The sequence below is a fragment of the Candidatus Cloacimonadota bacterium genome (assembly GCA_028706475.1).
GTDB lineage: Bacteria > Cloacimonadota > Cloacimonadia > Cloacimonadales > Cloacimonadaceae > UBA5456.
In genome coordinates this window covers 1-12,791 of record JAQWBI010000016.1, presented here as the reverse complement: position 1 = coordinate 12,791, position 12,791 = coordinate 1, and the positions used below count along the sequence as shown (strand labels likewise).

The 12,791-nt window shown below is 46.9% G+C and carries 10 protein-coding genes; 5 read left to right on the top strand and 5 right to left on the bottom strand.

Annotation, left to right across the window (positions count from 1 at the left end):
• Window positions 1-31: 31 nt before the first annotated feature.
• From PHF32_04515 to PHF32_04495, 5 genes are all read right to left on the bottom strand, one after another.
• The gene (locus PHF32_04515; protein MDD4559989.1) at window positions 32-964 is read right to left on the bottom strand and encodes a hypothetical protein; all 933 of its coding nucleotides are present in this window, start codon (window positions 962-964) and stop codon (window positions 32-34) included.
• Window positions 957-1,487 carry an epoxyqueuosine reductase QueH gene (locus PHF32_04510; protein MDD4559988.1) on the bottom strand — a complete coding sequence of 177 codons (531 nt, stop codon included), beginning with the start codon at window positions 1,485-1,487 and terminating at the stop codon, window positions 957-959. Before PHF32_04510 ends, PHF32_04515 begins: the two co-directional genes overlap by 8 nt.
• Entirely contained in the window at window positions 1,480-1,815 is a 336-nt protein-coding gene (locus tag PHF32_04505) for a PAS domain-containing protein (protein ID MDD4559987.1), read from the bottom strand. The genes PHF32_04510 and PHF32_04505 overlap by 8 nt, the downstream gene beginning before the upstream one ends.
• 2 nt (window positions 1,816-1,817) lie before the next feature.
• Window positions 1,818-2,963, bottom strand: a complete 1,146-nt coding sequence (locus PHF32_04500; GenBank protein ID MDD4559986.1) for an acyl-CoA dehydrogenase family protein — start codon at window positions 2,961-2,963, stop codon at window positions 1,818-1,820.
• Window positions 2,964-3,257: 294 nt separating this feature from the next.
• Window positions 3,258-6,200, bottom strand: a complete 2,943-nt coding sequence (locus PHF32_04495) for a CapA family protein (protein ID MDD4559985.1) — start codon at window positions 6,198-6,200, stop codon at window positions 3,258-3,260.
• Window positions 6,201-6,448: 248 nt separating this feature from the next.
• Between PHF32_04495 and kbl the strand changes: the two genes are divergently transcribed.
• From kbl to PHF32_04470, 5 genes are all read left to right on the top strand, one after another.
• Complete coding sequence (kbl, locus tag PHF32_04490; protein MDD4559984.1) at window positions 6,449-7,642, top strand: glycine C-acetyltransferase; 1,194 nt, start codon at window positions 6,449-6,451, stop codon at window positions 7,640-7,642.
• Between the two features lie 23 nt (window positions 7,643-7,665).
• Window positions 7,666-8,481 carry a 16S rRNA (cytidine(1402)-2'-O)-methyltransferase gene (gene rsmI, locus PHF32_04485; GenBank protein MDD4559983.1) on the top strand — a complete coding sequence of 272 codons (816 nt, stop codon included), beginning with the start codon at window positions 7,666-7,668 and terminating at the stop codon, window positions 8,479-8,481.
• Window positions 8,478-9,119, top strand: coding sequence for an HAD-IA family hydrolase (locus tag PHF32_04480; GenBank protein MDD4559982.1), 642 nt, complete (start codon window positions 8,478-8,480; stop codon window positions 9,117-9,119). Before rsmI ends, PHF32_04480 begins: the two co-directional genes overlap by 4 nt.
• A 139-nt stretch (window positions 9,120-9,258) precedes the next feature.
• Window positions 9,259-11,226, top strand: coding sequence for an asparagine synthase (glutamine-hydrolyzing) (gene asnB, locus PHF32_04475; protein ID MDD4559981.1), 1,968 nt, complete (start codon window positions 9,259-9,261; stop codon window positions 11,224-11,226).
• A complete protein-coding gene (locus PHF32_04470) occupies window positions 11,226-12,113 on the top strand; it encodes an LEA type 2 family protein (protein ID MDD4559980.1) in 888 nt (295 codons plus the stop codon). The genes asnB and PHF32_04470 overlap by 1 nt, the downstream gene beginning before the upstream one ends.
• Window positions 12,114-12,791: the final 678 nt, after the last annotated feature.

Sequence of the window (12,791 nt, the reverse complement as noted above, 5' to 3'; positions counted from 1 at the left end):
TGGATGACATTGGAAGATGGGAATCCCGGGATCAGCTATACAAAATGGACTTAATCAAGATCGGTAGTAAAAGCTCGTGCTGACCGACAAAGTAATACCCTTTTCCGCCAGTTTCCACAGGGCGTTGCACCACATTCACCATTGCCCGGTAATGCCGGTTCATATCGAACACTGCGGTACTGAAATTGCGTACTTCGCCGTGGATATTGCGAGCGGTATTCAGCGCTTTCAGGAACACTTCGGGCAGGATAACAGCAGAGCCGAAATTCAGATACACACCTCCGTCGTGCAGTCCGCAGATCCTCTGTGCCAGAATCCTGAAATCCCTCAAAGAGCAATCCCCGATAGCCTTGCCATCCGCGCAGGGAGTTTGATGGATTATGTCTGTACCGACCGCCACATGCACAGTTACAGGTACTCCGTGTTTATATGCCATTCCCAGCAAGGATATCTCAGCATTCGGTGCATTCTTCAGTATCTCTGCACCGATGGCTTCACCAAAGCCCAAGCCCTCTTCCGATGCTTTTGTGATGCAGCTGTTGATGTTGTGACATGTCTCAAAGGCAAGTCCGAATGAACCATCTGCCAAAGACTCGGATACATCTTCAGATGTTGCACCCCAAAAAGCGATCTCAAAATCGTGAATAACGACCGAACCGTTCACTGCTATGGCAGACACATAGCCGGCTTCCATCAATTCTATGATGAGAGGGGCAAGACCGCATTTGATTACGTGACCGCCCATTCCGATTATGATAGCTTTACCTTTGGCTTTGGCTGTTCGGCAGGACGCCACCAGTTCCTTGATATCCTTGGCACTGAGGACTTGCGGCAGGCATTCCAACAATGTAGCAGTGTTTACCGCCCCTTTCTGCGCGAACAGCGAAAGGTCAACTTTGCTAAAACGATCTGTCACGGAATATACTCTCATTTCATCCAGATTAATCTCTTCGTATTTACTCACTATATCGATCCTTCTCGCTAAATATGCAACCGCAATATTGCTGACGGTACATTCCGGCTTCTTTGGACAATCTGATGCCGTCCTGCCAGAGCTTACGCCAGTCTTCATAAAAAAAGCTCAAATGATAGCGCAGCGCCAATTCCTCACAGATTTCGATGATGCGATCGTGCTTCTGATAGCGGCTGTAAAGGAGGGTAGTGCTAAAAGCCTGATAAGATTCCTTTGCCGCACGTTGAGCGCAGGCTTCTAAGCGCGTGGAGTAACAGTATTCACAGCGTTCATCAATTCTGTCCAGGGTGTGTTGCAGAAAATCCACCAAACCGTAATCATCCTGCTCATAGAGTGGAAAGCCTTCATTGGCAGCAAATTCACGCAGACAATTGCGCCGCCTCTGATACTCTAAAAGCGGATGGATATTGGGATTGAACCAAAAAGCCGCTGGCTGATGCCCTGCCTTTTGCAGTTGTTTGTAGGGCGCTATAAGGCAGGGCGCACAGCAAGTATGGATCAGTATCTTAGCCACGTATGTAATGCGGCATTTCGGCGGGCAGTACTATGGAAAACTCCACCAATCCCGCAATTTTGCCGTCCTTGTACCAGGGTTGTTGATGGATTAGTTTCTTCTGACCGGCTTTGTCTATGGTATATGTATTGGGCTCACCTGTGGCCAGCATATGCCGTATGATTTCGATACTGCGTGGCTGATGGCAATTGTACAGACTGTGTCCAATGAGCTCTTTGCCGCCATGAGCAGCGTTTGTAAGTGCTGCTTTTTCATTCATTTCAGTTATGATGGCGTTTGTGTCGCAAACAGTGATCGCCACGGGCAGCTCTTCAATCCACTCGTGCATTATCAGAACTCTTTGAGGATGTTTGAGGCCACGATTCCGCGTTGAATCTGGTTTGTTCCTTCGTAGATTTGCAGGATTTTGGCGTCGCGCATCATTTTTTCCACTGGATACTCTTTCATGTAGCCATATCCACCCAGGATTTGAACGGCGTCGGTGGTCACCTTCATTGCCACATCGCTGGCAAAGTATTTGCACATAGCGCTTTCTTTGGAGTAGTTTTTGATGCCGGCATCCACCATCTTTGCGGTTTGAAACACTAAAGCGCGCGCTGCTTCGATTTGAGTGGCCATATCTGCCAGCATAAACTGAATGGCTTGGAAGCTGGAGATAGGTTTGCCAAACTGTTGGCGTTCTTTGGAATAACGGGCAGCAGCTTCAAAGGCTCCGCGGGCAACGCCGACGGCCTGTGAACCAACCATGGGGCGGGATTTGTCGAACACCTTCATTGCTGTGATAAATCCGGTGCCTTCGCGACCCAGCAGGTTTTCCGCAGGAACTTTGCAGTCTTCGAAGATAAGTTCTCGAGTAGCACTGGCACGGATACCCATTTTGTTTTCTTTTTTACCGAAAGTAAAGCCGGGGGTATCTTTCTCTACTATGAAGCAGGAACAACCTCTGGCACCTTTATTCTTGTCCGTCATGGCAAATACAGTGTAAATGCCCGCTTCGCCGCCATTTGTGATCCATTGTTTGGTACCGTTCAGGATATAATAATCTCCCTCTTTGCGGGCAGTGGTTTCGATGGCTCCGGCGTCACTACCGGCGTTGGCTTCTGTAAGCGCAAACGCTGCAAGCTGTTCTCCTGCGGCAATGATGGGCAGATATTTCTTCTTTTGCTCTTCACTCCCAGCGATGAGTATGGGATACATACCCAATCCGGTGGCTCCGAATGCCAGCGCAATACCTGCATCTACTGCGCAAAGCTCTTCGGTGACAACGGCGAGATCCATAACCTTGCCGCTGATGCCGTCATAATCTTCCGGGATCAGAATGGCAAAGAGGTCGCTCTGACGCATTATTTCCACTATATCCCAAGGGAATATCCCTTCCTGATCATAATGCTCGGAAAGGGGTTTCATCTTTTCGTTGGCAATTCTGCGGGCAATTTCCTGCATTTCCAATTGGTCATCAGTCAAAAAGTATTCCATGTGTATCTCCTGTAATTATTAACTGTTGGGTTCTGAGTATCATCCAGTAAAATGGCATTATATGTCAAGCCCAAAATGATCTGCGCCTTGTTTGTAGCAATTTAGTGCGTGGTATGTCCTGCATAAGCCTCCTGAAAGGTTCTGCTGTCAGGTTTGGTTAGTGCTGAAGGGGATATCAAGGTGTTTTCATGCTGTCAGCACTCGATGATGATGCGTTTATATCTGCTTCACATCTCGCTGATTCTGAGGTGATGAGATAAGCAGTCTGCATGCTCCGGGATTGTGAGTGTGCAACTATTTCAACAATATCGCTTTCCGCATGCTTACACGCTCTCCGCACCGGACTTTGAAGAAATACAATCCGGAGGCTACGCTTTGGCCATTGCTATCCTTACTGTCCCAGGTCAAGCTGTGTTTTGAGTAACCGGGGACATCATCTTGAAGACTGCGAACCAGCTGGCCTTTGATATTGTAGATTTTCACGGAGATTGGACTTTTGGCGGTGGTTTCGATACAGATGGTGGTTTCTGCTCTGAAGGGATTGGGATACACGGTAACTGGCAAAGCCGATGGAGGATTAGAATTGCCGTGTCTCTCACGAGCAGGGGATAGCGATGTTTCTAAAATGTTGCAGCTTATTGATTTGACCCCTTCAGCTGTCCGGAGCTGGAACCAATAGAAGTCGTTGGGATACATTATCTGAGTCTGTTCATGAGGCAACCAGTCCTCCCATTGGATGAGGCCAACGTTGTCAAACCAAGCTTTGGAGCGGCTATTCCCGGTTCCGGTAAAACTGAGCCGAATGTCAAAATACCATGCGTTGGCAGGTACTACGAGGTCTTTATAGAAGTATTTCCAGGGCATATTTCCGCTAACGTTCGTAGTGATGTCTTCGCTGTGGATGGGAGAGTATGCCGTCCGGTTATTGTAAAAGCGAACAGTGATGTTTGCACTTTGGGCATTTTGGGTGAATATCCAGCCATGCAAAGTGAAGCTTTTTAAGGGGTCGTATATCTTCATCTTTTGCGAGATTGTGGCAGTTTGAGCGCTGGTGGTGGTACCGGAGAAAGAGGCGCTGCGGGCTCCATCCATGGCGATATCGGAGTATTCTGCCACATCCCACAGGTTACATCCCGCATCCTCAAAATCTCCAAACCATACCAGCTCTCTGCCCAAGCGTATTTGAGTGTCTTGCGCCGGTCCCGGATAATCCACAGAACTGATACTGCCGTATCTGGGGAGTTTGTGAGGAGCAGTGTACTGAGAACCCCCTTCACGATGTACCAGAGGTGTGTCCAGCAAGAAAGTGTGAGAAACTGCGTTCAGAGCTTCGGGAACCAAGGGAACGGATGCTTTCAGTTCTTCTTTGTCCACTACTACAATTGTGTCCAGTTCTCGGCTTTTCATGGCGATGTAATCCAGGATGTGGATGCCTAGCTGCCCAGTGGCGGGTTTCGGGATGTACCCATCAATAAATACAGGCCTTAGGTAGTGATTCTTGAATCCGTCCGGATAAGCGTCAACGTACAATATTGCGGAGTTCATACATTCGGGATAATCCAGATCAAAAACGAAATTGCCCAAAGAATGTGCGATCACTTTACCGTTGTAAAGCTCCATACCATGCACGATGTGGGGGTGATGTACTATTACCAGATCCGCTCCGTTGTCGATTGCACTTTGACGAATCTCGCGATCCCATTGGCGCGGCACATCGCTGCGATAGGAATAATCTTCATCCTGAATATCTCCAAGAAAAGGATTGCTTTTGCCATAATCTTCTCCAGGACAGGTGGAATACTCGCTGCCGCTATGCATCTCGATAATCTTGAGATCTGCAATACCATCCACTGCTTGTATTTGCAAAGCATTGTAATAAGGGGTCATATAAGCAAAGCCTTCTTTGTCAAATCCAGCATGCAGATAGGGCTGGGCATTGTTGTATTGGCCGGTGCGGTCGCTGCTGCGCAAGAGTGCGATGCTGATGCCTTTTTGATGGATAAATGAGGGAAGGTAGGCTTCGTAGGAATTTGCGCCTGCTCCGCTGAAGCCGATGCCGTTTGCTTCCAATAAAGCTCTGGTTTGGTTCAATGCCGGCAGACCGTAGTCCAGCGTATGGTTGTTTGCCAGGCACACGTTTTCTATGCCTGCTACGACTAAACCTTGCATGTTACTCGGATTGCCGCGGTAAACCACTGATTTTGTGGGATGAGGACTGCCGGTATTGGCTAGCACCACTTCCAGATTGGCGATTGATACGTCCGCAGCTCCGCCCAGCATGGAGTAGGTAGGAGAGAAAATATAGTCTATGCCATAATAGGGGATAATCTGCGAGTCATAGCGCCTGGCGAGCATCACATCGCCCACAAAGTTTAACGTCAAGGGCAGGGAACTGGGACCTGGATCAGGGTTGATCTGAGTAGCAGCAAAGCCTCGTTTCCCTGTATCGTCAGTCACGATCAGGTTCACTGTGTACTGATGGGCATCGAGAACATCAAACACGTGATAAGGAGATGCTTCGTTGCTGTAAAGAGAATCGCCGAAGCTCCAATAATAGCTGAAAACATCGCTATCCGGATCGATGATTTGGGCAGAAAACTGGATGCCTACATAACGATGATTGATCTTTGCTGGAATATTCGTAGAAATGCTTACTTGCGGGGCTATGGGCAGAGTGTCGCTGATGTTTATCAGGCTATCGAACCATACTGAGTTTGTAGGGTTTTGATCCAGATCGTTCACATAGATGATGGAAGTGATTTGGGGAAAATAGCCAAAAAAGCTCTCCCAATCGGAGCCCAAAGGCAGGCAATAATGGTTCCAGCTTCCACTTGGCTTTGAGCCTTGATACACTGGTACCCATTGCTCCAGATCCAGGATTCGGCTGCCGTCGATGCTGTAGAAAAGTTGGTTTTCCCCATCGGAAAATCCCAAACCGCGTACTGTACCCTGAGAGATGTGGTATGCCCAGAATTCGATTACTGTATTGTGTTGAGTGGGAAATGGCGTGATTGATTGTTGTTTCCAGGTGTTACCAGTCAATTTCAAGGAATATTGGGATGAAGCATGAGTGTTTTGAGTATCCAGTATCCAAGCGGAGGGCTGCAGGTCTTCATCGAGCCAGGAATCCAACTGTACAATACCACTCTCGAAATCCTCAATTACTTCCCCCCCTGTTTGCCCCATAATCGGAGTTATCAGGGCAAAGAGAAGTAATCCTAAAAGCACAATACGCATCGGACCTCCCAGAAACAAAGTTGATAATAGAAGATAAAGCAAGTTCCATTCCAGCTTGTAGTTATATTATTATCCCGAATAGTGTTTAGTAGCAAACGAAATACACCATTGGGTGTTGAGAATGCATGGAATAAGGGGTTTTGTATCTCAGTCATTGTCTTGGCGAAAAAGCACATTTCTATTGACTTATTTCAGCTTGATGAAAACATGCCCCCTAAATAAACAATCCATTATACAAGGAAGAACCAATGGCTTACAACAAGATGAAAACCGACCTGCAAACACTTTTTGCAGAACTCAAGGAACAGGGACTTTACAAACATGAACGCATCCTTACTACTCCTCAAGATGCCAAGATTGGCGTTAAAGGCGGCGTAAGTGCGTTGAATTTTTGCGCAAACAACTATTTGGGATTGGGCAACCATCCCGAAGTAATCAAAGGCTCTCAGGAGATCATGAATACTTGGGGCTATGGTCTTGCTTCAGTACGCTTTATCTGCGGAACTCAGCAGATTCACAAAGATCTTGAAAATGCTGTAAGAAAGTTTTTAGGCACAGAAGACACAATCCTCTATGCAGCGTGTTTTGATGCCAACGGCGGTGTATTTGAGCCTCTTTTGGGCGAAGACAGCGCTTTGATATCGGACGAACTGAATCATGCCTCTATTATCGATGGCGTGCGCCTGTGTAAGGCCAAGCGCTTTCGTTATAAACACTCCAATATGCAAGAGCTTGAAGACGCTTTGAAAGATTCTCAGGACATGAAGTATCGCCTGATCTGCACCGACGGAGTATTCTCCATGGATGGGGACATGGCTAAGCTGGACGAAATATGCGATCTAGCAGACAAATATGACGCCCTCGTGATGGTTGATGACAGCCATGCCACCGGCTACATCGGTAAAACCGGACGCGGTACTCCAGAGCAGTTTGGAGTGCAAGACAGAGTGGATATCATTACCACAACCTTTGGTAAAGCCATGGGTGGCGGAAACGGCGGATGCACCAGCGGCCGTAAAGAAATCATCGAACTGCTGCGTCAGCGCAGCCGACCCTACCTTTTCTCAAATACATTGGCTCCGGCTATTGTAGGCGCCACGTTGAAAGTTTTGGATATATTGAGTACTTCCACCGAACTGAGAGACAAGGTTTGGGACAATGCCAAGTACTTCCGCAGCAAGATGATCGAAGCCGGTTTTGACATCGTTCCCGGTAATACCGCTATCGTACCGGTGATGCTATATGACGCTCCGTTGGCCATCAAGATGGCTGATATGCTGTTGAAAGAAGGCGTGTATGTGATTGGCTTCGTATATCCTGTAGTACCAAAAGGTAAAGCCCGTATCCGGGTACAACTCTCCGCCGCTCATAGCCGCGAAGATCTGGATAAAACCATTGCCGCTTTCATCAAGATCGGTAAAGAACTGGAACTCATAAAGTAACAGACTAGTATATGCGCATAGGGGTGATATATCTAATACCGGTTCCGATTGGTAACCTCGGAGATATCACCCTAAGAGCGCTTGATACCCTGAAGAAGGTAAGCCTGATTGCCTGTGAAGACACGCGCAAGACGGCTTTTTTGCTGTCTCAATACGAAATACCAGTTCCCCAGCTTATCAGCTTTCATAAATTCAACGAGCGTAAAAGAGAACAAGCGTTATTTGAGCATTTGGAGCGGGGGGAAGATCTCGCAGTAGTCTCAGACGCCGGCTCTCCGGCAATATCCGACCCAGCTCAAAGGCTAGTGGCAGAAGCGGTTAAGAGGAACTTACCGGTTCAGGCTCTGCCCGGAGCCACTGCTTTTGTGCCTGCGTTGAGCATCTCCGGATTCAGTACATCCGCGTTTCAATTCATCGGGTTTTTACCCGCAAAAAACAAGGATCGCGAAGCTGTATTGATGCAGATTGCTGCCTACCCTTACCCCAGTATTGTGTATGAAAGCGTACACCACCTAAAGGCATGTTTGGAAGATATGGCGCGCCATTTTCCTTCCCGCAGGATTACGATTGCGCGGGAGATATCCAAGCTGCACGAAGAGTGTATACGCGGCACTATAGAAACAATCCTGGCCGATTACGAAATCACAGAAAAAGGCGAGTTTGTAATCGTGATCGACGGCCCGGATGAAGTAGAGATAGAATTTCCCAATGCATTGGCAGCACAAATGATCGCTGAATCAGGCGACAAAAAGAGCCGGGAATTGGCCGCTGAACTGGCGCAGCGATTTGGAATCAGCAAAAAAAGGGCTTATCAATATGTCCTGGAGCAGCGCAAATGAAGCCTCCTTTTCTGCTCTTCGATTTTGACGGCACGATTGCGGATTCCATCCATCTGTTGTTGAAGATAGCACATATAGTGGCTCCCCGCTTTGGTCTGAAGCAGATGAATGATGAAGACTTTACCAAGATACGCAGCATGACCATTCCCCAAGCGATCAGATATCTGAGAATCCCAATTTACAAAATACCCCGCCTGATTTCTATGGCCTTGGTCGAGTATCGGCATCTGGTACATGAATTGGAGCCTTATGAGGGCATTCGGGAAATGCTGGAAGAACTGAGGTCTATGGGTTGTGAGATGGCTCTATTGAGCTCCAACAGCTCAGAAAACCTGAGACATTTCCTGGAGCAGCACAAGTTGAACTACTTCAATTGGGTCGAGGGCACATCCGGGATTTTGAACAAGCATAATAGCATCAAGAAACAGATCAGGAAGCACGCTTTGAGTAAGAACAAACTGATCTATGTGGGAGATGAGATCCGCGATATCGTAGCTGCCCGTAAAAGTGGCCTGCGTATTATCTCCGTTAGCTGGGGTTTTCATACTACGGACTTGCTGGCGGGCAGGGATCCTGACTATCTGGTGGATAATCCGACACAGATAGTGGGTTTGATGAAATCCTGGGGGAGTTCCTAAGAGAGGTTTATCCTTTGATATCTTCATCGCGGTGATGTATGTATAGTACATTGCAGAATTGGTATCGGAGTCACAATTTGTATTGACTTTTTCCCTATCCCCAAGCTTTTGGGCTTTATGAACAAGGAGTATGACAAGAATGTGCGGAATAGCAGGAATAGTAAGCGTAAGCAACAAACAGCCAATTGATTACAATATTCTAAAAATCATGACGGGGCAGATAGTTCATCGTGGCCCCGATGATGAAGGTTATCTCTTGTTTGATATCTCCCACAAGCGCGTAATGGCGTATTGTGGAAAAGACAGTAGCGCGGAAGTGAAAGAACACATGAGTGAATGCGCTGGGGAGAGCATTGCACAATTGGGCTTTGGCTTCAGGCGCTTGCCCACACTTGAGTTGCATGAAAGCGGACATCAACCTATGTATGACGAGGAATTGGATCTGGCTATCATCTTTAATGGAGAAATCTACAATCACATGCACTTGAGGGCCGAATTGCAGAGCAAAGGATACAACTTCTTCAGCCATAGCGATACCGAAGTGATAATCAAAGCATATCATGCCTGGGGAGATGAATGCGTGCACAGATTGATCGGAATGTGGGCATTCAGCATCTGGGATCTTCGTTGTCAACGGCTGTTCATGAGCCGCGACCGTTTTGGTATCAAACCGTTCTATTACAGCCGGGTAGGTGATATGCTCTATTGGGGCTCCGAGATGAAGCAACTGCTACAAAGCCCCATCAAACGGGACTTGAACAATGCCATGATCTGGCGCAGCATGAAGGTCAATTCTTTGCTAGTGTATGATGACGAGACCTATTGGCACGATATTCATGTGCTAAAACCCGGGCATAATCTGATTGTAGAGCAGGGAAACATCCTGATCAAAGAGTATTACCATCTGGATATCGCCAAGTTTGAGAGGAGCAGATTGAGATTCGACGAAGCCAAGGAACAGTATCATGATCTTTTTTTGAGTAGCCTGAAACTTCAATTGCGCAGCGATGTTCCGGTGGGAGCTTCTCTATCCGGAGGGATGGATTCCAGCGCTATTGTGTGTTCTGCCTCCCGCATGTTGCCCTACCAATTGCGCACATTTTCTGTATATTACGATGAAGATCCTCTCTTTGATGAACGGTCATATATCGAAATTATCGCTGCCCATACCGGAGTGCAGACCAATTATATATCGCCCCATTCTGATGATGCCATTGCCTGGTGGAACCATGCAATATGGCTGAACGATCTGCCGGTTTCCTCAGGTTTTGTAAGTCAGTATGCTCTGATGCAAAAGACCCATCAGGAAGGCATAAAAGTGCTGCTGTCGGGGCAAGGTTCAGACGAAATATCCGGGGGATACCGTCATGCCTCATACCGCTATTTTGCAGATCAACTGAGACAGTTTAGATTGCATAGCTTTGGCAGGGAAATCGGGCATTTTATCAGCAAAAATCCGATGAAGGCAATGGGAGACTTCGGCAAGATCCTAATGAGTACTTTCATGCCGGAATCCACTCTTTATGACCTGGAATCCCGCTATTATCGGTTTGAACCGTTCCATCGGGACTTTGTGGATGAAGCCAAGTACGAAGCCGGAGGGAAAATGCTGCGACGTATCGGCAATATTCCCGCCTCCCGCCTGGCAAATTTCTTGTACAATATGATGCACACAACTTCCTTGCAAACGTTATTACATTTCGAAGACCGTATGAGTATGGGACACAGTGTGGAAAGCAGAACGCCTTTCCTGGATCACAACCTGGTGGAGTTTGTCTTCAGTTTGCCGGCTTCTTACAAGATTCAACCCCCATATCGAAAGATACTGCATCGCAAGGCGCTAAAGGAGTGCGTCCCCAGAGAAATCTCTTCTCGGAAGGATAAAGGCATCTTTGGGAGCCCATTCTACAACAATTGGTTCAGGGGACCACTGAAAGGCTTTGTGGAAGACATCCTCTACAGTCCGGAGTTTCGGCGTCGCGGCATCTGGAATCTGGCAGATATTCACAATCGCTGGCGCGGGTATCTTCAGGGAAATTCCCGCGATGCGGAAATGCTGTTCAATATAATCTCCCTGGAATTGTGGTTCAGAGTGTTTGGAGAGTAATGATGAAGTGCTACAGGGCGTTAGGTTTGATTCTGCTGAGCTTGCTGTTCAGCTCTTGCCGCTTTGTTTTCAAGACTCCGGAGATTGTAAAGATTCAGGATCTAAGAGTGATGTCCATCTCAGTGGATCACAGTGACTTACGTGTGTCTCTCATCGTAAAGAATCCGAATTCTTATTCAATTCGCATAAAGCGCTTGAAACTGAATCTGTTGGATCAAAACCGGGAACGGGTGGGCATGGCGAGCCTGGGTAAAGAGCTGGACCTACCTGCTAAAAAGAGCATTAATCTGGATTTTGACTTGCGCATTCAGACACGTCCCATGATCGCTATGGTAAGCAGCATCAATCACGATCTGCTCTTCATTGTGTCTGCTCATGGCGAGGGTAGAGCTATGGGGATCTCAAAGGAATTTGACTTTGAGGAATCTTTTAGCCTACCGGTGAAGGAGCACTTGATGAAAGTGATTCCCAGCCTGAAAGCCAGCGGTCAGGATATGTTTAAGCTCACTCGAACTTATGTGGACGATTATGGACTGGGCAAATCCATACTGAAAGCTGATTTTATTCTGCTCAATCCCTATGGCTTCAGCTTCAATCTGAAGGGTTTTCCGGCGGAAATATTCATCGATGGAAAGAAGGTGGGAACCGGAAATCTGAAGAACCAATTGAGCTATGATGAGCATGTTTTTTATAAAGAAGGTAGCATGGTCTTTGAGCTTTCCAGTCTCAAATCTGCATTTGGGGCTTTGAAAGGGGTGTTCAAGGGTGAAGTAAAATATAACGTGAGGGGCAAGATCATCATAGAGGCAATGGGGATGGAGATAAAGGCACCTTATGAATATGCGGGCAGTATCCCGTTGATTGTGTGGGATCTATTGTTGAAATAAGTCCACTGACTCGTCAAGGCATGAATGTCGTTTTGCTATTAGGTTGCCAAACTCAAATTTGGAAGATACTTATGCAGAACGGTTCAAGAGCTTCATTCCTCTTCTGGTTATCTATACTTGAACCTGATATTATCGGGTTATCATCGGGTGAGCACAGGATGATAACAGCTTGATATCTGCTTCAACACTGGATCGAACAAAGGCAAAGAGAAGAAGGATTCAAAAGATCCTTCGGTAGTTGTGGCAATACGGAAATTTGCACACCAAGCTTGACATGAGATTACTCTGAACGTAGAATATTTATTCTGGATATTGAGATTGGAGTTTACTAATCTTTCCCAGTAGTCCAAGTGCTTGAGAGGCAGTAAAATAGCTAAAAATAGTCCTTAACAAAAACACCTCGTATATTATTGTTGCATTAGCTATTACGCAACTAGCAAAAACGAGGTGTTAAGATGAATTAACTGAGAATAGCCCAAATCAGTCAAGTCAAAAATCAAATCTGGTAGAAAGCAACGCCAGTTTCCTATTTAAGCGATTCAAGTTAGTGACTAATCTTTCCTACACCTAAGTGCTTGGAAAATGGAGTGTCGCTAGCGAGAAATAGTTCGTATGTCATTATCCAGCTTTGCGATACCCTTTTAGAGCAGATATGGATTTATCCATCTCTTCGATATC

Excerpts from the sequence above, each read along its gene's own strand:
- PHF32_04480 (MDD4559982.1), top strand. The coding sequence starts at position 8,478 with ATGAAGCCTCCTTTTCTGCTCTTCGATTTTGACGGCACGATTGCGGAT.
- PHF32_04500 (MDD4559986.1), bottom strand. The coding sequence starts at position 2,963 with ATGGAATACTTTTTGACTGATGACCAATTGGAAATGCAGGAAATTGCC.
- PHF32_04505 (MDD4559987.1), bottom strand. The coding sequence starts at position 1,815 with ATGCACGAGTGGATTGAAGAGCTGCCCGTGGCGATCACTGTTTGCGAC.
- PHF32_04470 (MDD4559980.1), top strand. The coding sequence starts at position 11,226 with ATGATGAAGTGCTACAGGGCGTTAGGTTTGATTCTGCTGAGCTTGCTG.
- asnB (MDD4559981.1), top strand. The coding sequence starts at position 9,259 with ATGTGCGGAATAGCAGGAATAGTAAGCGTAAGCAACAAACAGCCAATT.
- PHF32_04495 (MDD4559985.1), bottom strand. The coding sequence starts at position 6,200 with ATGCGTATTGTGCTTTTAGGATTACTTCTCTTTGCCCTGATAACTCCG.
- kbl (MDD4559984.1), top strand. The coding sequence starts at position 6,449 with ATGGCTTACAACAAGATGAAAACCGACCTGCAAACACTTTTTGCAGAA.